Below are 19,051 nucleotides of genomic sequence, written 5' to 3'. Positions count from 1 at the left end.
GCCGGGCTGTAAGCCTGAACTGTGTAAGATTGACTTATCTGCTATATGCATATATGCTTGATGTAGATAAGAGGTCATTGTGAAGCCCTCGAGCCCCCGCAAAATCCCCAAAGAAGAGCGCAAATTCCTCGATACCTACGATGTTACTCAGTTCGAGCGGCCCTCGGTCACGGTGGACGTGGTGATCTTGACCTTGCGTGAGGGGCGGCTCGAGGTGCTGCTGGTCAAGCGGGCTGAATACCCTTTTAGGGGCTTCTGGAGCCTGCCGGGGGGCTTCGTAGGGATGCGGGAGTCGCTGGACGCGGCGGCGGCGCGGGTGCTCTGCGAGAAGGGCGGGCTGGAAGGAGTTTATCTCGAGCAGCTCTACACCTTCGGCGCACCGGAGCGCGACCCCCGCACCCGCGTCCTCAGCGTGGCATATTACGCGCTGGTCGAGGCGAGCAAAATCGGGAAACTGGCCCAGGACAGCGTTTTTTTCGAGGTCGGCAAAGTTCCCCAGTTGGCTTTCGACCACGCCGAGATTTTGGAGATGGCGCTCTCGAGAATCCGAGGGAAGCTCGAGTACGTCCCCATCGGTTTCGAGCTGCTGCCGGAGCGGTTCACGTTGCGCGGCTTGCAGGAGGTCCATGAGGCGATTCTGGGGCGCAGGCTCAACAAGGACTCGTTCCGCCGCAAGATGCTGGTCTCGGGAATGCTGCGCCCGACGGGGGAACTCGAGACCGGTACCGATTTCCGCCCAGCAGAACTCTACGTCTTCAAGAGGTGAACATGCCCATCTACTTTCACAGCGCCAAAGAAGAACCCTACGGCTGCTTTTCCAAAATACCTTTCCAGCAGTGCGCCCCAAGAAGGTAAGCGATGAACCTCTTCAACAACATTCCTGGATGGGTTTTCGACTGGTCGGGCTCAGCATGCCTGGTGGTCTCGCTGCTGTTTCTCTTTCGCAAGCGCCTGGCCTACTGGCACTGGTCGAACCTCTCGCTCTTGCCCTACTTTCTGCTCTTTATGGCCGGGGGCCAGTGGATGCTGGCAGGATTGCAGGTCACGTACCTGATTTTCGGGGTTCATGGGCTGTACCTGTGGTACCTGGAGCGACAGCGGGACGCGGGCCAGATCCGCTTCAACGAGCCCTTGTGGTACAGCGTGACCTGGCTGGCCTCGCTCGCCATTTCTGGCTACACCGTGGCCGTCACCGACTTCGCGCAGCGCTGGAACTGGGTGCAGTTCGTGGCGGTCTCGCTGGCGCTGGTCGCCAACTTCGCCACCACGCGTAAGTGGGTCTGGAGCTGGCCGGTGTGGATACTCGTGAACGCGGTGCAGGCGGTGTATTTCTGGCACTTGGGGCTTTACGCGCAGTTTGGGTTGCAGTTCGTATTGGCGGGGTTGAGCGTATGGGGTTGGCTCGATTGGCGCAGGCAGGAACAGAAATCCTCCGTGTTGGCGGGGGCGACTTATGGGGCCTGACCGCCGTAGAACCGGGCTCATCGTGGGGAAGTTCGCGCCGCCGCATAAGGGCCATCAGCTTTTGATCGAAACCGCGCTCGAGGACGAGAACATTGACCAGCTAATCGTCCTGGTCTACGCCAACCCCGACTTCCCCGAGATGCCCACCGAGCGCCGCGCGGCCTGGATTCGGGAACTCTATCCCAGTGCAAAAATCTACGTGCCGGAAAACCCGCCCCCGGACGCCGCAGACGACTTCACCCAGCGCGAGTTCGTGAAGGGGTGGCTCGAGCTTCACCACATCCGTGCAGACCGTGTATATTCCAGCGAAGCCTACGGCGAGGGGTTCGCCCGGCACATCGGTGCGAAGCACGTCCCTGTGGACCCCGAGCGCAAGCGGTTTCCGATTTCGGGGACTCGAGTGCGTGAACTCTTGCGTGGTTTGGCAGAGGGCGCAAAGCCCGATGTGGACGGTGGAACGTGGATGAATCCGCATCTGCTCGGGGAGCTGGAAACCCTGGTGGGCTCGAGCATCCACCGCCACTTGTTGCACCAACTCGACCCGGTGAAAAAAGTCGTCTTCCTGGGCGCGGAATCCACCGGTAAATCCACCCTGACCCAGCGGATGGCCGAAGAGTTTTCTACGGAGTTCGTTGCGGAATACGGGCGCGAGGTGTACGAGAGAAACGGTGGGGTGATGCGCCTCGAGGATTATGTCCACATCGCAAGAGAGCACCGGAGGCTCGAGGACTCTGCACGGGTCAAAGCCTGGCAGCACAAGGAGCGCGGTTCTATCGAAGGTCAGCCTTACCTTTTCGTGGACACTAACGCGATTACGACGCTATTCTTCAGCTACTACTACCATCAGACCGCAAGGGCTGAGCTGCACCAATTAGCGAACGCCTGCAAAGATCGTTACCATCATGTCTTCGTCTGCGCCGATGACATCCCGTTCGAGCAGGACGGCTGGCGGGATAATGCAGTCTGGCGCTCCCGAATGCAGGGGTTGGTGCTGCATGATCTGGACTGCCGGGGGGTCGTGTACACAGTGCTGCACGGTAACCTGGATGAGCGTGTGAGACAGGTGAAGGCGGCGCTCAAGGGCCAGAAAGCCGCCACCCTCGAGGCCGAATTGCCCCAACTCGGCCCGAAATCATGAAAGCGAGGCTCGAGCCTAATCCGCTTGGCTAGAGCGTCCAGGGCTAAGCTCGAGCCGCACCGTGACCGTATCGCCTTCGCCCAGGCCCTCGGCCTTGCGCACCCTGTCCTTGAGCGGTACGACGTAGCTGCCGTCCTTGGGCCACAGCGAGGTCTTCCACTCGGTCTTGCCGATGCGTACCTTTACTGGGATCATGCCCCAGCCATAAGTCACGAACCGCTCAGCGTTTTTGATGGCCCGGCTGTGCTCCTCGGGAACGGTGACGAAGTAGAATGGCGCAGGGCCGCGCCACTCCCAGATTTTGCCGCTGAACTCGAGGCTCATGGGCCTACCACACCTCCACGCGCCACAAGCCCCAGACCAACTTCTCCTCTTCCTCATCGCTCCACACCTGCCCAGCGGCCTTGAGCGCCAGCTTCATCTGCCCGAAGCGGTAGCCCTCGTGCCAGAGCATGTGCTGGAGGAACAAAACCGGGTGGTCGTAGCTGGCGTGCTCGCCCTTCATGGGCTGGCCCGTTTCTATGTGGTTTTTCACTGCCTCACACACCGCTTGGGCGCTTTTCTGCAGCCCGTCTTCGATACGCTGAGCGTCACGCTCGGGGGTCCAGCCATCTCCCTCTTTGCGGAAGAGTGGGGTTAGGTTTTTGCCAGCCTCGGGGGCGGTTTAGGTGAGCCAAAACAGCCGGGTCTGGTGGATATGGGAAAACATCGCCGCGACCGACGGGCTGCCCTCCATTGCCTTGGCCTCCAGGCCCCCCTCGGGCAGGGCGTGAAGCAGGTTGAGCAGGATGATGTTATTGCGGTTATAAGAGTCCAGCAGGGCCTCGATCAGGGTCTTGTTGGCTGCTTCCGCCATAAAACTCCCTTCGTTGATACAGTAATCACGAGTTTAGTTACGATATCATCATATTCACTGCGAAGTCAAACTGCGCTCTCGAGACCTGGGGCTCGCCTTCTTTCCGAGGTGAAGCTCATTGGGCAGGTGAGCAGCGGGCATAGGGAGGAGAACCCTCGCCCCTCCAACCCCTACAGACCAATGGATCCACGGGTCTAGATTGCCGTCCCCGGCCCGTCCCAGTTCAGACCGAAGCGCTGGGCCCAGGTTGCGGCCAGATCGGCGAAGGTGGCCCTCGTGCCCAAATTTCGCCCCGCCATCCCCGGCCCGACCACCAACAGCATCCCGTATTCCCGGGTGTGGTCGGTGCCGCGGTAGGTGGGGTCATTGCCATGGTCGGAGATGATGAATAGATAATCCTCAGGGCCGAGCGCGGCCAAGAGCTCGGGCAGCCTCGAGTCAAACTCCGCCAGAGCCTGGGCGTAGCCTTCGGCATTGCGGCGGTGACCATACTTGGCATCGAAATCTACCAGGTTGGTGAAGACCAGCCCACTGAAGGCTTCCCGCATCAGCTCGAGCGTCCTTTCAATCCCTTCGGGGTTGCTCCCGGATTTGACCTCGCGGGTAAAGCCGCGGTGGGCGTACACATCCGGGATTTTGCCCACCCCCACCACTTCCAACCCCCCCTCCTTAATTACGTCCAGAACATTGCGGGGGGGCTCGAGCGCGTAATCGTGGCGCAGATCCTCGCGCCGGTAGAAGCTGCCGGGCTCACCCTCGAAGGGGCGGGCAATGACCCTAGCGCAAGCTAAGGGGCCGATGAGCATCTCCCTTGCCACCTTGCACCAGTCATAGAGGGTCTCGAGCGGAACCTTTCCGGTGTGTGCAGCCACCTGGAACACCGAGTCCGCTGAGGTGTAGACGATGGGGAACCCGGTGCGCAGATGCTCCTCGCCATAGTCGCGGATGGCCTCGGTGCCGGAGTAAGGCCGGTTGAGCAGCCAGCCCCCCACCCCGATGCGCTGGACATAGGCCTCCAGGAACTCCTGAGGGTAGCCTTGCGGGAAAACCTGGAAAGCGTGATGGAGGTGAATCCCCACAAACTCCCAGTGCCCGGTAGAGGTGTCTTTACCGGGGTTGACCTCCCGCATCCGGCCAAAGGCCGCTTTGGGGTGCTCGGCCAGGGGAAGGGTGCTCACCCCAGGGACATTTCCCAAGCCCAAGGCGGATAGGTGGGGCAGCTCGAGCCCGGTCTTAAGCACGGTATGGTCCAGGGTATCGGCGCCCTCGTCGCCGAAATCCATGGCATCCGGCAAGTAGCCCAGCCCCACCGAGTCAAGCACTATACAGACGATTTTCATATGCCTCAGGATACCCTCTGCTAAACAGGTTGGGTGATGAAAAGGCTTTTGTTGGTATTCCTGGCCCTTGGCCTGAGCTCTCTGGCCCAGACCGGCCTAACCCCTGCCTACGGCGGTAGCTTCAGCCTGCAGACCAAAGGCTATGATCTCGGCAAGTTCCCCGACCGTACCCGAATTCGGATCAAAGGGCAGATCGCCAAGAACGGATCGGTCTTCGGGGTGTACATGGCCTCGAGCCCCAAGGAAGGGGTGGCCCCGAATTACAACGAGCGCTTCCTCCAGATCGAGCTGAACTCCGCCCCCAAAGCCAAGGCCACCTATGTGGTGGGCGACCCGGCCAAAAAGGGGGTGCAGGGCAGCCTGAGCCTCATTGACGACCGCAAGGGCAGCAAGAGCTGGGGAGGATTGGGCAAGGTCACGGTGGTGGCCTTGAGCCAGAACAGCATCACCCTCAAGGGCGAGAACCTCCAGATGGTCAGCAGCAAAAACGGCAAATACACCCTGAGTTTCGTGCTGAAGGTGGATAACCTGAGCCGCACCCCTTGAGGGGGGCCTCAGCGACCCAGGGTGGCTTTGCAGGTGCCGATGTCTTTCAGGTTGCTGATGTTGCCGTCTTTGTCGGTGTTGAAGAACTGGAGCTTGCCGGTCAGTGCGGTGGTCGAGGATTGTGGCTCAAACCGGCAGCGCAGCCAGGAGACCCCGCTATCGGCCCCTTCAGGCTCGGTCATGTCCAGGAGGGCATTGCCCTTGTCGCTGATGAAGAAGAAGGAGAGCAGCTTGTAGTTTTTGAAGACCAGATCCCCCTCGATGTCTCCATTGGAATCGGCCTGGAGGAGGGTTAGGGTACCGGATTCATTGAGGTTGTTGCCCTGCAGGCTAATTTGCCATTTTTGACCCACCGCCAGCTTGGGGGGCCAGGCTGCAGCGTTGGCAACCGGGGCGGTCTTGGGCGAAGCGACGCAGGTGCCGATCTCCTGGGAGTCGGAATTGGCGTCCTTGAACACGTAGAGTTTGCCCTGCATGCTTCCGGCATAGTTCTGGGGATCGAAGCGGCAACGGGCGTAGGGATACTTGTCATCCCCCAGATTGAGCCGCAGGATGTTGTCCTTTTGCCACATCAGGGCGTTGAGGGTTTTGTTGCCCGAGACCGCTGAGCCCACAGGATCGCCATCGCTGTCGCGGCTCGAGAGGGTCACGGTCCAGGTACCGCTCCATTGCCCACCTTGCACCTGCACCTGCCAGACCTGGCCCTCGCCCACTCGAGGCGGCCAGGCCGTGGGGAGGCTGGCGGTGGGGCTGGGGACGGCCTGCTGTGGGGTACCGGAGCGGACCAGGTTGGGTACGTTGGGCCCCACCAACCCCCAGGCCAAGGCCACCGGACGCATGAAGCCGGTGCGGGAGTTGTTCTGGCCGGAGACCCCCGCGCTGTGTATGCCGATCAGCTCGCCCTCCTGGTTATAGACCCCGCCGCCGGAATTGCCGGGGCCGGTCTGGGCGTCGTGCTTGATCCACTGCTTCCCGCCGGATTCCTTATCCTCACCGGTGAACCCACCCACCGCGCCCCTCGAGAAGCTTAGGGTCATCCCGCCGGTGCCCTGGAAGCCGAAGACATAGATGGGATCGCCCACCACCAGGCTGTTGGAGTCCCCGATGGGCATGGCCGGAAGGTTGAGGTTGCCCACGGGCTTGCCGTCGGCGGTGCTCACAATGCGGATCAAGGCCAGGTCTAAGTTGGGGTCAGCCGCCACCACCTTAGCCAGATACTTGATCTCGGGGGGCTGGTCTACAAAACGGATGGTGCCCACATAGATCTTGGGGGCGATGCTGCGGCTATCGGTGTCGCCGATGACGTGGTAGTTGGTCAGTATGTAGCCCGAGGGGCTGATGAGGGTCCCCGAGCCGATGCTATCGGTCTGGGCATCGATGGGGAAGGTGATCAGCACGGTTGAGGCCACAATGCGTTCGCGGACTTCTCGAGGGAGGGTCTGGGCTTGGACGCTCAGGCCCATCCACACCAATCCCAACACCCATAAATGCGCTAACCCTAGGCGTTTCATGCTCTGTGCCACGCTCCTTCGCCAGCCCTTGGCCTGGACCCAATTGGGCGGTCTTCCTCTACTTTAAGAGATAAATGAGAGCAACCCGGTGCATTTGCACCAGACCCTGTGTGTATCGCGGCTGCACGGCCTCAGGGGGCCGAGAGCAGTTCGGCCAGCCGGGAGAGGCAGCGCCCGTACTTCTTGGCGAAAGCCCCGTTGCGGTAGCTGTCCGGGAAGATTTGCTCGAGGCTCACCCCCGAGGCCCGCAGCCCCAACCCGCGGTCATAGAGTTTGTCGATGAAGTGCACAAAGCGCAGGGCATCGTTTTGATCGGGGATAGGGGCCAGGCCCTCGAGATAGACCACCGCCAAGCCCTCAAACAGAAAGCGATAGCGAATGGGGTGCAGCCCCCGCAGCAGGTAGAACAGCTCGGCAAAGTGGTCGTAGCTGGCGGGGCGGGTTTCTTCGAGGAAGCGCCGCTCGAGCTCCTCCGCGCTCATGGGCTCTGGAAGCCGCACGAAGTCGCGGCGGCGGTAGTCTGGCCCCTCGAGGGTCAGGGTTTGGAAGCGACGGGCCAGGCTTTGAATCTGAATTTGAAACTGCTCGGCGCTAAAGCGATCCTGCCCTAGCGCTCCGGGGGGGGTATTGGATGTGGTGGCTACCCGTAGGCCCTGGCCCATGGTCTGGTTGAGCAAGTTGGTAACCATCTGGGCATTGCCTGGGTCATCGAGCTCAAACTCGTCAATGAACAGGTAGGCCAGCTTGGCGAAGTGTTCAACCGCACTGGTCATCCCCATCAGCCCCACCACATAGGTCAGCTCCTCAAAGGAGAGGTAAGCCTTGGGCTCGGGGGCGTCCCAGTAGCTGGCCACCAGCAAGTGGGTCTTGCCTACACCAAACCCCCCGTCCAGGTACACCCCGCCGGGCTCGGGTAAGCGCTTATGGAACCAGCCCCGGGGTTTATCGTGTACCCAGGCCAGTAAGCGCTGGAGAACAGCGCCCTGGGAGGGGTACTGAGGGTCGGGCTGGAAGGAGGCAAAGGTGGCCGCATGGAACCGGGGCGGAGGCACAAACTGTGCCATTAACGTATCCAGATGAAGCTCGGGTTGATGATCGGCAAGATGCACAACATATCAGCGTGGGGGGTGAGGGGCTAAGAGTCAAGTCTCATGACCCGCTCCTCATCGGGCTCTGGGGAGCGCTACAATACCCCTGTTGATGAGGTTGCCATGGCAGTGAATGCGGGTTCTCCCTCCCGCCCCAGCGGGCGGTTCCAACTGGTCAAGTTGGCCCAGACGGTGCTCAAGCCGCTGTACTGGTGGTATGAGCGTCGGGTGGAGGCCGAGGTATTGCGGGGACAGGCTCCGCGCCATCTGGGGATGATTCTCGACGGCAACCGGCGCTTTGCCCGAGAGCTGGGCCTGGAGGCTCATGAAGGGCACGAGTTTGGGGTGACCAAGGCCTACGAGGTGCTCGAGTGGTGCTTGGAACTCCGCATCCCTACTGTGACCATCTGGGTGTTTTCCACCGATAACTTCAACCGGCCTGACGCTGAGGTGGAGACGCTGATGAACCTCTTCGTCAAGGAAGCCCGGCGGATGGCCAAAGACGAGCGCATCCACGCCAACGAGGTGCGGGTCAAGGTGATCGGGCGGCACGACCGCTTCCCCCCCAAGGTGCTGGAGGCCCTCGAGGAGCTCGAGCAGGCCACCGCCCACCACCAGGGGATGCTGCTCCAGATCGCCATGGGTTATGGGGGGCGGGAGGAGATCGTAGATGCGGTGAAGCTGCTCCTTCGCGAAGCCGCCGAGACCGGCAAGAGCCCCGAGGAGCTGGCCGCTGAGCTGGATATCGGGCACATCTCTGAACGGCTCTACACCGCTGGGGTTCCCGACCCTGACTTCATTATCCGCACCTCAGGAGAAGTGCGCTTGGGGGGGTTTTTGCTCTGGCAAGGGGCCTACAGCGAGTACTACTTCTTTGACGCCTTTTGGCCGGCTTTCCGCAAGGTGGATTTCCTCCGGGCCATCCGCAGCTATCAGGGGCGTGAACGGCGCTTCGGGAAATAGGGGGGTTCAGTTGGCCCTCAGCCTTGACTCAAAGCGGTCTCAACCCCCCTCCGTATTCTTGGCTGGGAGGGTCCTATGGCCAAGGTGTATGCGGTGTTCGAGGAAGATGATGCGCTTCAGCGGGCGATTGACGGCCTGGAGGACAAAGACTACGAGATCCTGGCCCCGAGGGGGGACCTAGGCCAACCCCGCGAGGATTCCCCGGATACCGACGGGGCTCCAGGAGTGCCAATGGTGATCGGGATGTCGGCTACGGGCGGCTCGAGCACGGTGGTTCCGATTGTGGTAGAGAGAGACCCCTCGGTAGGCCGCGAGGAGCCCGAGGATTACGATCGCTACCTCGAGGACCTACCGAAGGATCAGCACCGCCGCTTCATGAACGCCCTGAAGGAAGGGGCGCAGATCCTCATCCTCAAGCGCGCCGATGAGACCACCGTGCAGAGGCTCAAGGACGCGGGGGCCTCCTTGGTCTCGAGCACTTGAAGGCTACATCCGGCTGGTGTAGCCCCGCCGGATATACAGCAGGGGATCGGCGGGGTTGGCGGTGGCCACCAGGAGAGCTGTGGCCTCCGCCCCATCTAGCTCGAATAGGCCCGAGTACTCCGAGGGGGGGAATACCGATTCGTAAAAGTGGGTAACCCCTCGAGCCTGAAACCACTCCACCATTTCCCGTAAGGCGTCATCCCCTTCAGGGCCAAAGCGGGGACCAAAGGCATCCATGGTCAGAATGTGTCGAGAACCGTCCCGCACGAACACGGCGTAGCGGGCATTTTTGCGCTGATCCTGCCAGTCTGTCACCAGGGTGACCACCGCCTGATCGAAGGATAGGCCCTTGAGGGCGTCTTTGAGGTCAGCCAGGGTTTCGCGGGGTGCGCCTCGAGTTCCGACGAGTTCCATACCTGCATTCTACGGCTAAGGCCAGGGTTCTCTGTCCTGTATACCGCAGGGGGCTTAGGGCAGCAGGAAGGAGACGAACTTGGTCTCCAGGTACTCCTCCAGCCCCCAATGCCCCCCTTCGCGGCCCAGTCCAGAGCTCTTGTAGCCCCCGAAGGGCAGATTGGAGCCCATCGCGCTGGGCACCGGATCATTAACCCCGACGATGCCGTACTCGAGCCGTTCGGCCACCCGGAAAGCCCGGGAGAGGTCGCGGGTCCAGATGTAGGCCGCCAGCCCGTAGTCGGTGCCGTTGGCCCAGGCGATCACCTGCTCCTCGTCCTCGAAGGGCATCAAGGGGGCGACCGGGCCGAAGGTCTCCTCCTCGAGCACCCGCATGCCCGGCTGAATTCCGGTCAGCACGGTGGGGGCGTAGAGCAGCCCCCCCAGGGCCTTGCCTCCGGTCTTGACCTTAGCCCCTTTTGCAAGGGCGTCCTCTACGTGGGCACGCACCTTGTCCAGGCCTTGCTGCTCGACCAGGGGCCCCACGTTGGTGGTGGGGTCGAGGGGGTCGCCTACCTTGAGTCCCGCCACCGCCTCGGCCAGAGCATCTGCGTAGTCGGACTCGAGCCGCTTGTGTACGTAGATGCGGTTGGTGGTGACGCAGGTCTGTCCCGCGTTGCGGTACTTGGAGAGAAGGGTGAACTGCACCGCTTTCTCGAGGTCGGCGTCTTCGAAGAGGATAAAGGGTGCGTTGCCCCCGAGCTCGAGGCTGATGCGCTTCAGGGTATCGGCCCCCTGGCGGTAGAGAATCTTGCCCACGGCGGTGCTGCCGGTAAAGGTGATTTTGCGGATCCGTATGTCCTCCATCAGCACCTTGCTTACCGGTACCGGGTCCAGAGCCGGCAACACCTGCAGCGTTCCCGCTGGGCCTCCGGCCTCCTCCCAAAGCTTGGCCAGATACAGCGCGCACAGCGGGGTCTGCTCGGCGGGCTTGAGGATGATGGGGCAGCCCGCGGCTAGGGCCGGGGCGGCTTTGCGGGTGATCATGCTGGTGGGGAAGTTCCACGGGGTCACCGCGTACACCGGTCCTACCGGCTCATAGAGGGCCATCTGGCGCTTGTTGGGGAAGCGCGATTGCAGCACCTCTCCGTTGACCCGCAGCCCCTCCTCGGCGCTCCACTCCACAAAGCTGGCAGCATACAGCACCTCACCTTTGGCCTCGGTGATGGGCTTACCCATCTCGAGCGCGGTCAGGCGGCCTAGCTCCTCCTGATGCGAGAGCAGCAGCTCATTCCACTTGCGCAGCACCTTGGCCCGGTCAAAGGCCGTGAGGGCCCTCCAAGCCTTAAAGGCCTCTACCGCAGCCTCTACCGCGGCTTGTGCCTCAGCCACACCGCTGTCGGCCACCTCAGCCACGGTCTCACCGCTAAAGGGGCTGCGCACGGTGAAGGTCTTGGCGGTTTTGCGCCACTGGCCTGCAATGTAGGCATCCACCGGGAAATCAAAGTCTTTGACCATAAGCACTTCCTCGAGCATCTACGATAGCACTCCGGGAGGTTTTCAAATCTGTATCAGCTCCGGAGGATGCGGTAAACTCATCCCATCGGTGCTGCCGATTCCAGGAGGATGCATGAAAAGGCTATGCTGGACCTTAGCTCTGACCTTGCTTGGCTCTTTAGCCATGGCGCAGGTCCCTGCGAGCAAAGCCCTCACCGCGCTGGGTAAACCGGAGGGACAGCTCAAGATCATCGCCTGGCCGGGCTATATTGAGCGCGGCGAATCGGACAAAGCCTACGACTGGGTGACGCCCTTCGAGAAGAGCACCGGGTGCAAGGTCAGCGTTAAGACCGCGGGTTCCTCGGATGAGATGGTCTCCCTGATGAACCAAGGTGGCTACGACTTGGTCACCGCCTCAGGGGATGCCACCTTGCGCCTGATTTACGGCAACAAGGTGCAGCCGATCAACTGGAACCTGATCCCCGCAACCAAAACCCTTGACCCCCGCTTGATCAACGCCCCCTGGTACACCGTGAATGGGGTGCGGTATGGGGTTCCGTACCAGTGGGGTTTGAACGTATTGGCCTACAACACCAAGGCCTTCAAAACCCCACCGGATAGCTGGAAGGTGGTCTTTGAGGAGATGACCCTGAGCGATGGCAAATCCAATAAGGGGCACATTGAAGCCTACTACGGCCCCATCTACATTGCGGATGCCGCGCTGTATCTGATGAAGACCAAACCCGAGCTGGGCATCCAAGACCCCTACGAACTCACCGAGGCCCAGTACCAAGAGGCCCTCAAGCTCCTGCGGCAGCAGCGCCAGTTGGTTTTGCGCTACTGGAACGATGCCAATGCTCAGGTTCAGGATTTCACCAACGAGGGGGTAGTGGCCAGCACCACCTGGCCCTTCCAGGTCAACACCCTTCAGGCCAACAAACAGCCCATCAAGAGCGTGGTGCCCAAGGAAGGGGCCACCGGCTGGGCGGATACCACCATGATGCACGTGGACGCTAAGAACCCCACCTGCGCCTATAAATGGCTCGAGTGGAGCTTGAACCCCAAGGTGCAGGGCGATGTGGCGGCCTGGTTCGGCAGTAACCCAGTGGTACCCAAAGGCTGCACCGCCAGTACCTTGTTGGGCGTCGAAGGCTGCAAGGCCAACGGCTACCAGGACTTCGCCAAGGTTTACTTCTGGAAAACCCCGATCGCCAATTGCAAGGCTCCAGGCGGAAAATGTGTGCCCTACAGCCGCTGGGTGACAGATTACGTGGCCATACAAGGGGGGAGATGAGCTAAAGAAGCTCGAGGGCTCGAGGCAAAACCTCCGTGGGGCTTTGCCTGGGGTCTTCGGCTTGTGGGCATACTATGCAGACCGCAGTTCAACTCATCAACCTGACCTGCATTTTTGGCAACGTGCGGGCGGTAGACCGGGTCAACCTCGAGGTGTACTCCGGGGAGTTCTTCTCGATGCTGGGCCCTTCGGGCTCGGGGAAAACCACCTGCCTGCGGCTGATCGGGGGGTTCGAAGCCCCTTCGAGTGGACAGATCGTACTCTTCGGACAGGATGCCTCGAGGCTCCCGCCCTATGCCCGGGATGTGAACACGGTGTTTCAGGATTACGCCTTGTTCCCCCACATGAGCGTGCTGGACAATGTGGCCTATGCCCTGATGGTGCGGGGGGTGCCGCGGGCTGAGCGACACCGCAGGGCTGGGGAGATGCTCGAGCTGGTCAAGCTGAGCGGGATGGAGCACCGCCGCCCTTCTCAGCTTTCAGGGGGGCAGCGCCAGCGGGTGGCCCTGGCCCGGGCCCTCATCAATCAACCCCGGCTGTTGCTCCTGGACGAGCCGCTGGGGGCCCTGGACCTCAAGCTGCGAGAGGAGATGCAGATTGAACTCAAGGCCCTTCAGCGCAGTCTCGGTATCACCTTTATCTACGTCACCCACGACCAGGGCGAGGCCCTTTCGATGTCCGACCGGGTGGCGGTGTTCAATCACGGCCAGATCGAGCAACTCGACACCCCTAAGGGGCTCTATGAGCATCCCCAGACCGAGTTTGTGGCCCGCTTTGTGGGGAGTGCCAACATTCTCGAGGGCCGCCTGATCGGCTTGGGCGAAGGCCGCTTTGCCCTGCGCCCGGAGCGGGTGCGGCTGGTCGCCGGGAGCGAACCTGGGGCCCATCGGCTGGTAGGGCGGCTTCTGGATGTGCACTACCTGGGCTCGCAGACCCGCTACGAGGTGCAGGTAGAGGGGGGGCGGATCACCGCGCTGGCCCCTTCCCAGGAGGAGATACTGCCAGCGGGCAGCGTGGTCACGCTGTCCTGGGATGCAACCTCGCTGCGTCCGCTGGCTGATGGGATTCCGGCCAGACCGGAGGCCTCGGTATGACCCAGACCCTACGCCCGCCTCGAGGCCTCTGGCGCAGGGTTTCCGACCTGTTTTACCTGCATCCTGGCCTCCTCCTGTTCCTCTTGCTGGTGCCGCCCATGCTGTGGATGGGCATCATCTATTTGGGTTCGCTCTTCAACCTGCTCCTCTACAGTTTTTACTCGATTAACGGCTTTACCGGGCAGCTCGAGTACCGCTTTACCCTGGATACCTTCAAGACCCTCTTGACCACCCCGGCCAATACCGACATCGTGATACGCACGGTCTTGATGGCCCTGGCGGTGACGCTTGCCTGCGGCCTGATTGCCTTTCCGATCGCCTTTTATATGGCCTTCTATACCAGGGGCAACACCCGCACCCTCTGGTACATGCTGGTGCTGCTGCCGCTTTGGTCGAGCTATTTAGTACGGGTATACGCGGGTCGCTTGATCCTGGCCCAGGAGGGGGTGGTGAGCTGGTTTTTTGCCCAGTTGCACCTCTCCTGGCTGTTGGACGCGATTCTCAAGACCCCGGTGCTGGGTGGGCCCAGCCTGGCCTCATCGTATTTTGGGATGTTTGTGGTCTTCACCTATATCTGGCTGCCCTATATGATTTTGCCGCTTCTGGCCAGTCTCGAGCGGGTGCCGAAGTCCCTGATCCAGGCCTCAGCCGACCTCGGGGCCCGGCCCGGCCAGACCTTCCGTCGGGTGATCTGGCCGCTGGCGGTGCCAGGGGTGGCCGCGGGAAGTATCTTCACCTTCTCGCTCACCCTGGGGGATTACATCATCCCGCAAGTGGTGGGACAGCCGGGGTTTTTCATTGGGCAGATGGTGTACATTCAGCAGGGCACCGCGGGGAACATCCCGCTGGCTGCGGCGTTCTCGGTGGTGCCGATCGTGGTGATCACCCTTTACCTGTTGTTGGTGCGGCGGCTGGGGGCTTTTGATGCGCTCTAGGAGGAACTTTTGTGAAGGCTAAGCCCTCCCTTGCCCTGCGGATTGCGGCCATTGCGGGGATTGCTTTCCTCCACTTCCCGCTGCTCATCATCCTGCTCTACGCGTTTACCACCGAGGATCGCACCTATCAGTTTCCCCCGCCTGGGCTCACCCTGAAGTGGTTTGGGGTGGCCTTTGCCCGCCAGGATATGTGGGCCGCGCTGGGGCTTTCGCTGCGGGTGGCTTTGGTGGCTACCGCGGTGGCCTTGGTCTTGGGGACCATGGTGGCGGGGGCGATGTATCGCTTTAATTTTCTCGGCAAGGACGTGGTGACCCTTTCGCTGATCCTGCCCATCGCTTTGCCGGGGATCCTCACCGGGATTGCCCTGTTGACCACGATCAACCGCTTGGGCCTCGAGCCCTCTTTTTGGACCATCGTCATCGGACACGCCACCTTTTGCATGGTTACGGTGTACAACAACGTGGTAGCCCGGTTTCGCCGGCTGACCCCTTCCCAAATTGAAGCCTCGATGGATCTAGGCGCGGATGGGTTTCAAACCTTCCGCTATGTGATCTTGCCGGGAATCGCCACCGCGCTCCTGGCCGGGGGAATGCTGGCGTTTGCCCTGTCGTTCGACGAGGTCATTGTGACCACCTTTACTGCCGGACAGGACAAGACCCTGCCGATTTGGTTTCTGAGCGAGCTGTTCAAGCCCCGGGAACGACCCGTCACCAACGTGGTGGCCATTTTTGTCACCGCGGTGACGTTTGTTCCCATCCTATTGGCCCAGCGCCTAACCCAAAGCGGTGAAGAGTTGCACGGGGGCGGGAAAACCACCTGAAGCTCGAGACGAAAGGAGAAATATGCTCAAGGCTCCCATCCAGTCCACCCGAATGCTGATCGGCGGTGCGTTTGTGGACGGGGAAGGACAGGTTCTGGACGTCCTCAACCCGGCAACCGGCGAGGTGCTCCTGAGGCTACCTGAAGCCTCGGTAGAGCAGGTCAAGGCCGCGGTTGCTGCGGCGGAAAAGGCCTTTGAGGGCTGGTCCCAGACCACGCCCAAGGACCGCTCGATGCTGCTGCTCAAGCTGGCCGACAAGATTGACCAGCATGCCGAGGAGTTAGCCCGGCTCGAGGCGCTCAACTGCGGAAAGCCTTATCAGGCTGTACTGAACGATGAAATCCCGGCCATCTCAGACTGCTTTCGTTTCTTCGCGGGGGCTGCGCGGGCCCTGACCGGGGCGGTGGCGGGGGAGTACCTGGCCGGGCATACCAGCATGATTCGGCGGGACCCCATTGGGGTGGTGGCCTCTATCGCGCCCTGGAACTACCCGCTGATGATGGCGGCCTGGAAGCTGGCCCCGGTGCTGGCTGCGGGCAACACCGGTGTGCTCAAGCCCAGCGAGCAGACCCCCCTCACCACCCTTCGGCTGGCCGAGTTTTTGGCCGAGCTATTCCCGGCAGGGGTGGTCAACGTGGTGACCGGGGTTGGCGAGACGGTGGGCTCGAGCCTCATCCACCAGCCGGGGGTCCGGATGATCTCCTTGACCGGGGATGTGGGAACCGGCCGAAAAGTCCTGGAGGCCGCCTCAGCCAGCCTCAAGCGCACCCACCTCGAGCTCGGCGGCAAGGCCCCGGTCATCGTGATGGACGATGCCGACCTAGAGGCCGCCGTTCAGGGCATTCGGGTGTTTGGCTACTACAATGCCGGTCAGGACTGCACCGCGGCCTGCCGGGTTTATGCCGGGGCTAAAATTTACGATCGGTTCGTGGCTGAGCTGTCCGATGCGGTGAAGGGCATCAAGCTGGGCTTACAGGACGAGGCCGGGGTGGAGATGGGCCCCCTCATCACCGAGCGGCAGCGCCAGCGGGTGGCCGGATTTGTCGAGCGGGCCAAGACCCAGAAGCATCTGGAGGTCACAGCCGGGGGGCATCCGCTCGAGGGGCGGGGGTTTTTCTATGAACCCACGGTGATTGCTGGAGCCCGCCAAGACGACGAGATCGTGCGCCGGGAGGTTTTTGGGCCGGTGGTGAGCGTGACCCGCTTCTCGGACACGGAAGAGGCCATCCGGTGGGCCAACGACTCGGATTATGGCCTAGCTTCCTCGGTCTGGACCCAGGATGTGGGGAAGGCCATGCGAATTGCCAGTCGGTTGCAGTATGGCTGCACCTGGATCAATACCCACTTCATGCTGGTCAACGAGATGCCCCACGGCGGCCTAAAAGCCTCGGGCTATGGCAAGGATATGAGCCTGTATGCCCTCGAGGACTACACCGTGGTGCGCCACGTGATGGTCAAGCACTAAAGGTGAGTTTGGCCTGGAACCATAGGGCTTCTCATCCAACCGTTTATAGTGAGGGTGTATGAAAAACCTACTGGCTTTGCTGGCGATGTTGGCCCTGGGATTTGGTCTGGCACAGAACGCCCTCGAGGGCTCGGAGTGGGAGCTCGAGGCCATTGGGGGAAAAGCGGTTACCCTCGAGAAAAAACCCACCCTGGCTTTTACCGCTGATCGGGTTAACGCTTTTTACGGCTGCAATCGGGGCAGCGGGGCCTATACCCTAAAGGGAACCGCCATCAAGTTTGGCGCCCTGATGAGCACCAAAATGGCCTGTGGAGAAGCCCAGGATAGGATCGAGATGGAATTTTCGGTCGCGCTCTCCAAGGCCTTGCGCTATAGCCTGAGCGCAGATGGGATGACGCTGCGAATCCTGGGCGGTGACAAGTCGCTGACGTTCAAACGTGTGAATAACAAATAGAGGGTTCATTGCGGCGGCGATGGATGAAAGCCAGCGATTTGCCGTATCTGAGCATATCTCTAGTCAGGTGAGAGGGGGTGTTCCTGCCCCCTCTCTAGCCTCGAGTGGGTGAATCGCTAGGGCGCGGGGGTTCCTCCCACCATGGTTCGGCTCACGGAAAGGCTCTCCGGCTCATTTAGATTGCCCTCGAGCAGCACGAAATCGGTCCAGTAGCCGGTCTCCAAACGCCCTCGGTTGCCCTCATCGCCCTGGGCGATGGCCCCGCCCAGGGTGTAGGCCCACAGGGCCTGTTCCAGGCTCACCTGGTTCCCTGGGCACAGCGGCTCTTTGAGGGCGGCCCGCAGGCCGATGAGCGGGTCCACCTGCCGCACCACCGGCCCGTCCGAGGAGAATGCGACGGTCAGACCTGCGTCGAACATGGCCTTCAAGTTGAAGCAGCGGCAGAACCACTCGTCTGGCACATAGCGCTCATAGTTGACGCGCAATTCGCTCAGAAAAACCGGCTGCGGCACAGCGATGATGCCGAGCTCTCGAGCTTTGGTCAGGTGCTCTGGCCCGGCCAGCCCAAAATGCTCGATGCGGTGGCGGGGCCCCGATGAGTCGGCGTACAGCCGTTCATACACCTTCAAGACCTGATCCAAGGCCCGGTCGCCGATGGCGTGGGTACCGATGCGAAACCCCGCACGGTGGGCCTCGAGGGCTAGCTCAAACAGCTCCTCCTCCTCGAAGCGCAAGATGCCGTAGCTGGGGGGCTGCAGGGTCTTGTAGGGCTGGGAGATGGCGGCGGTCGCACCGGACAGGCCCCCGTCGGCAAAAAACTTCACCGAGGTGCAGCGCAGCCGCTCGGAGACGTACTTTTCTGGCAGGGGAAAGGTCTCGGTCCCCCCATCCGGGCGGCGGATGTAGAGCAGGTTGACCCGAATCGGCAGCTCGCCCCGGGCGTCGAGGGCCCGGTAGGCGGCGTAGAGCGGAGGGTCTACGGCGGGGTCGGTGGCGCTGGTGATGCCCAGGCTGCGCAGATACTCGAGACCGGATCTCACCCACAGCTCGTACTGGGCGGGGGTGGGTTCGCCCATGGCCCTGAACACCAGTCCGTAGGCGGTCTCGTAAAGCAGACCTTGATCGTAGTGGATCTCCCCACCAGGAACTTGGGTGTGCGGGGTGATGCCGGAGAGCTGTAGGGCCTGCGAGTTGACCGCATGGATATGGGCACAGGTCCGGGTCAGGAGAACCGGGTTGCGCGGGGCCGCGGCGTCTAAAGCGGCTTTGGAGGGGGGAGACTTCTCCTCCAGCAGAGCCTCATTCCAGCCCCGGCCCCACAGCCACTCGCCGGGCTTGAGGGTAGCCGCCCGTTCGGAGACCTGGCGGTAGATCTCCTCCAGCGACCTGACCCCCCGTAGGTCGAGCAGGGTGGTCCGCAGTTGTCCGACCTTCCAGACGTGAACGTGGGCGTCGTTGAAACCGGGGAGGAGGGTGCGGCCCTCAAGGTTCAGCCATTTGGTGCCCGGTTCGGACAGGTTTTCCACATCTTCAAGATCGCCTGCCGCCAGGATCTTACCCCTTTTGATGAGCAGGGCTTCTAAGGGCTTCAGGCCTCTGCTGGCCTCTTTGCCGCGCGGGGGAAGGGAGGTGGGCAGGGGGGTGAGGAGGGTCCCGCCGTAGAGGATGGTACTCGAGGACATAAGCGTATGGTAGTGCAACCTGAGCGG

General features: G+C 61.7%; 21 protein-coding genes. 12 read left to right on the top strand and 9 right to left on the bottom strand.

All coding sequences use genetic code 11. From position 1 onward, the window contains the following. Window positions 1-79 precede the first annotated feature (79 nt). The 3 genes from Mgrana_RS10535 (at window position 80) to Mgrana_RS10525 (ending at window position 2,602) form a co-directional block, all read left to right on the top strand. Window positions 80-766, top strand: coding sequence for an NUDIX hydrolase (locus tag Mgrana_RS10535; protein WP_240631328.1), 687 nt, complete (start codon window positions 80-82; stop codon window positions 764-766). A gap of 92 nt (window positions 767-858) precedes the next feature. Beyond that, window positions 859-1,464 (top strand): nicotinamide mononucleotide transporter family protein, encoded by a 606-nt coding sequence (locus Mgrana_RS10530; RefSeq protein WP_119357569.1) that lies wholly within the window; start codon window positions 859-861, stop codon window positions 1,462-1,464. Continuing rightward, window positions 1,454-2,602: an AAA family ATPase gene (locus tag Mgrana_RS10525; RefSeq protein WP_119357568.1), complete on the top strand. Its 1,149-nt coding sequence runs from the start codon at window positions 1,454-1,456 to the stop codon at window positions 2,600-2,602. Before Mgrana_RS10530 ends, Mgrana_RS10525 begins: the two co-directional genes overlap by 11 nt. Before the next feature lie 15 nt (window positions 2,603-2,617). Here the strand turns inward: Mgrana_RS10525 and Mgrana_RS10520 are convergent, their stop codons facing one another. The 4 genes from Mgrana_RS10520 to Mgrana_RS10510 form a co-directional block, all read right to left on the bottom strand. Then, window positions 2,618-2,926, bottom strand: coding sequence for a DUF1905 domain-containing protein (locus Mgrana_RS10520; RefSeq protein ID WP_119357567.1), 309 nt, complete (start codon window positions 2,924-2,926; stop codon window positions 2,618-2,620). A 4-nt stretch (window positions 2,927-2,930) separates the two neighbouring features. Then, window positions 2,931-3,137: a hypothetical protein gene (locus Mgrana_RS17105; protein ID WP_240631327.1), complete on the bottom strand. Its 207-nt coding sequence runs from the start codon at window positions 3,135-3,137 to the stop codon at window positions 2,931-2,933. A 129-nt stretch (window positions 3,138-3,266) separates the two neighbouring features. Then, complete coding sequence (locus tag Mgrana_RS17100) at window positions 3,267-3,458, bottom strand: DinB family protein (protein WP_240631326.1); 192 nt, start codon at window positions 3,456-3,458, stop codon at window positions 3,267-3,269. Between the two features lie 194 nt (window positions 3,459-3,652). Next, window positions 3,653-4,798: a phosphopentomutase gene (locus Mgrana_RS10510; RefSeq protein ID WP_119357566.1), complete on the bottom strand. Its 1,146-nt coding sequence runs from the start codon at window positions 4,796-4,798 to the stop codon at window positions 3,653-3,655. 36 nt (window positions 4,799-4,834) lie between these two features. Between Mgrana_RS10510 and Mgrana_RS10505 the strand changes: the two genes are divergently transcribed. Further along, window positions 4,835-5,344 carry a hypothetical protein gene (locus Mgrana_RS10505; protein WP_119357565.1) on the top strand — a complete coding sequence of 170 codons (510 nt, stop codon included), beginning with the start codon at window positions 4,835-4,837 and terminating at the stop codon, window positions 5,342-5,344. An 8-nt stretch (window positions 5,345-5,352) separates the two neighbouring features. Here Mgrana_RS10505 and Mgrana_RS10500 read toward each other — a convergent pair whose 3' ends face one another. Both Mgrana_RS10500 and zapE read right to left on the bottom strand, forming a co-directional pair. Continuing rightward, entirely contained in the window at window positions 5,353-6,855 is a 1,503-nt protein-coding gene (locus Mgrana_RS10500; protein WP_119357564.1) for a S1 family peptidase, read from the bottom strand. A gap of 131 nt (window positions 6,856-6,986) precedes the next feature. Further along, window positions 6,987-7,964 carry a cell division protein ZapE gene (gene zapE, locus Mgrana_RS10495; protein WP_371862070.1) on the bottom strand — a complete coding sequence of 326 codons (978 nt, stop codon included), beginning with the start codon at window positions 7,962-7,964 and terminating at the stop codon, window positions 6,987-6,989. A gap of 102 nt (window positions 7,965-8,066) precedes the next feature. On the opposite strand from zapE, the gene Mgrana_RS10490 reads away from it, so the two are divergent. Then, window positions 8,067-8,906 carry an isoprenyl transferase gene (locus tag Mgrana_RS10490; RefSeq protein WP_119357582.1) on the top strand — a complete coding sequence of 280 codons (840 nt, stop codon included), beginning with the start codon at window positions 8,067-8,069 and terminating at the stop codon, window positions 8,904-8,906. A 75-nt stretch (window positions 8,907-8,981) separates the two neighbouring features. Then, window positions 8,982-9,389 (top strand): hypothetical protein, encoded by a 408-nt coding sequence (locus Mgrana_RS10485; protein ID WP_119357562.1) that lies wholly within the window; start codon window positions 8,982-8,984, stop codon window positions 9,387-9,389. A 3-nt stretch (window positions 9,390-9,392) separates the two neighbouring features. Here the strand turns inward: Mgrana_RS10485 and Mgrana_RS10480 are convergent, their stop codons facing one another. Together Mgrana_RS10480 and Mgrana_RS10475 are read right to left on the bottom strand one after the other, a co-directional pair. Next, on the bottom strand, window positions 9,393-9,803 hold the full coding sequence (locus Mgrana_RS10480; RefSeq protein WP_119357561.1) for a DUF3197 domain-containing protein: 411 nt from the start codon (window positions 9,801-9,803) through the stop codon (window positions 9,393-9,395). A gap of 54 nt (window positions 9,804-9,857) precedes the next feature. Continuing rightward, window positions 9,858-11,300 (bottom strand): NAD-dependent succinate-semialdehyde dehydrogenase, encoded by a 1,443-nt coding sequence (locus Mgrana_RS10475; protein ID WP_119357560.1) that lies wholly within the window; start codon window positions 11,298-11,300, stop codon window positions 9,858-9,860. 112 nt (window positions 11,301-11,412) lie between these two features. On the opposite strand from Mgrana_RS10475, the gene Mgrana_RS10470 reads away from it, so the two are divergent. From Mgrana_RS10470 to Mgrana_RS10445, 6 genes are all read left to right on the top strand, one after another. Beyond that, window positions 11,413-12,573 carry an ABC transporter substrate-binding protein gene (locus tag Mgrana_RS10470; protein WP_119357559.1) on the top strand — a complete coding sequence of 387 codons (1,161 nt, stop codon included), beginning with the start codon at window positions 11,413-11,415 and terminating at the stop codon, window positions 12,571-12,573. A gap of 74 nt (window positions 12,574-12,647) precedes the next feature. Then, complete coding sequence (locus Mgrana_RS10465; protein WP_119357558.1) at window positions 12,648-13,667, top strand: ABC transporter ATP-binding protein; 1,020 nt, start codon at window positions 12,648-12,650, stop codon at window positions 13,665-13,667. After that, on the top strand, window positions 13,664-14,602 hold the full coding sequence (locus Mgrana_RS10460) for an ABC transporter permease (RefSeq protein ID WP_119357557.1): 939 nt from the start codon (window positions 13,664-13,666) through the stop codon (window positions 14,600-14,602). The genes Mgrana_RS10465 and Mgrana_RS10460 overlap by 4 nt, the downstream gene beginning before the upstream one ends. Before the next feature lie 11 nt (window positions 14,603-14,613). Beyond that, window positions 14,614-15,423: an ABC transporter permease gene (locus Mgrana_RS10455; protein ID WP_119357556.1), complete on the top strand. Its 810-nt coding sequence runs from the start codon at window positions 14,614-14,616 to the stop codon at window positions 15,421-15,423. Between the two features lie 22 nt (window positions 15,424-15,445). Beyond that, entirely contained in the window at window positions 15,446-16,888 is a 1,443-nt protein-coding gene (locus Mgrana_RS10450) for a gamma-aminobutyraldehyde dehydrogenase (RefSeq protein WP_119357555.1), read from the top strand. A gap of 58 nt (window positions 16,889-16,946) precedes the next feature. Then, window positions 16,947-17,342, top strand: a complete 396-nt coding sequence (locus tag Mgrana_RS10445; protein WP_119357554.1) for an META domain-containing protein — start codon at window positions 16,947-16,949, stop codon at window positions 17,340-17,342. A 116-nt stretch (window positions 17,343-17,458) separates the two neighbouring features. Here Mgrana_RS10445 and Mgrana_RS10440 read toward each other — a convergent pair whose 3' ends face one another. Further along, a complete protein-coding gene (locus Mgrana_RS10440; protein ID WP_119357553.1) occupies window positions 17,459-19,024 on the bottom strand; it encodes an amidohydrolase in 1,566 nt (521 codons plus the stop codon). Window positions 19,025-19,051 lie beyond the last annotated feature (27 nt).

Origin of the sequence: Meiothermus granaticius NBRC 107808 (assembly GCF_003574355.1) — a bacterium.
Classification (GTDB): domain Bacteria; phylum Deinococcota; class Deinococci; order Deinococcales; family Thermaceae; genus Meiothermus; species Meiothermus granaticius.
Note: the sequence above shows the minus strand (reverse complement) of the source record. Positions and strands in the feature narration are given on the sequence as shown.

Excerpts from the sequence above, each read along its gene's own strand:
- Mgrana_RS10450 (WP_119357555.1), top strand. The coding sequence starts at position 15,446 with ATGCTCAAGGCTCCCATCCAGTCCACCCGAATGCTGATCGGCGGTGCG.
- Mgrana_RS10525 (WP_119357568.1), top strand. The coding sequence starts at position 1,454 with ATGGGGCCTGACCGCCGTAGAACCGGGCTCATCGTGGGGAAGTTCGCG.
- Mgrana_RS10460 (WP_119357557.1), top strand. The coding sequence starts at position 13,664 with ATGACCCAGACCCTACGCCCGCCTCGAGGCCTCTGGCGCAGGGTTTCC.
- Mgrana_RS10485 (WP_119357562.1), top strand. The coding sequence starts at position 8,982 with ATGGCCAAGGTGTATGCGGTGTTCGAGGAAGATGATGCGCTTCAGCGG.
- Mgrana_RS17100 (WP_240631326.1), bottom strand. The coding sequence starts at position 3,458 with ATGGCGGAAGCAGCCAACAAGACCCTGATCGAGGCCCTGCTGGACTCT.
- Mgrana_RS10490 (WP_119357582.1), top strand. The coding sequence starts at position 8,067 with ATGGCAGTGAATGCGGGTTCTCCCTCCCGCCCCAGCGGGCGGTTCCAA.
- Mgrana_RS10445 (WP_119357554.1), top strand. The coding sequence starts at position 16,947 with ATGAAAAACCTACTGGCTTTGCTGGCGATGTTGGCCCTGGGATTTGGT.
- Mgrana_RS10465 (WP_119357558.1), top strand. The coding sequence starts at position 12,648 with ATGCAGACCGCAGTTCAACTCATCAACCTGACCTGCATTTTTGGCAAC.
- Mgrana_RS10480 (WP_119357561.1), bottom strand. The coding sequence starts at position 9,803 with ATGGAACTCGTCGGAACTCGAGGCGCACCCCGCGAAACCCTGGCTGAC.
- Mgrana_RS10530 (WP_119357569.1), top strand. The coding sequence starts at position 859 with ATGAACCTCTTCAACAACATTCCTGGATGGGTTTTCGACTGGTCGGGC.
- Mgrana_RS10475 (WP_119357560.1), bottom strand. The coding sequence starts at position 11,300 with ATGGTCAAAGACTTTGATTTCCCGGTGGATGCCTACATTGCAGGCCAG.
- Mgrana_RS10505 (WP_119357565.1), top strand. The coding sequence starts at position 4,835 with ATGAAAAGGCTTTTGTTGGTATTCCTGGCCCTTGGCCTGAGCTCTCTG.
- Mgrana_RS10510 (WP_119357566.1), bottom strand. The coding sequence starts at position 4,798 with ATGAAAATCGTCTGTATAGTGCTTGACTCGGTGGGGCTGGGCTACTTG.
- Mgrana_RS10500 (WP_119357564.1), bottom strand. The coding sequence starts at position 6,855 with ATGAAACGCCTAGGGTTAGCGCATTTATGGGTGTTGGGATTGGTGTGG.
- Mgrana_RS10520 (WP_119357567.1), bottom strand. The coding sequence starts at position 2,926 with ATGAGCCTCGAGTTCAGCGGCAAAATCTGGGAGTGGCGCGGCCCTGCG.
- Mgrana_RS10470 (WP_119357559.1), top strand. The coding sequence starts at position 11,413 with ATGAAAAGGCTATGCTGGACCTTAGCTCTGACCTTGCTTGGCTCTTTA.
- Mgrana_RS10440 (WP_119357553.1), bottom strand. The coding sequence starts at position 19,024 with ATGTCCTCGAGTACCATCCTCTACGGCGGGACCCTCCTCACCCCCCTG.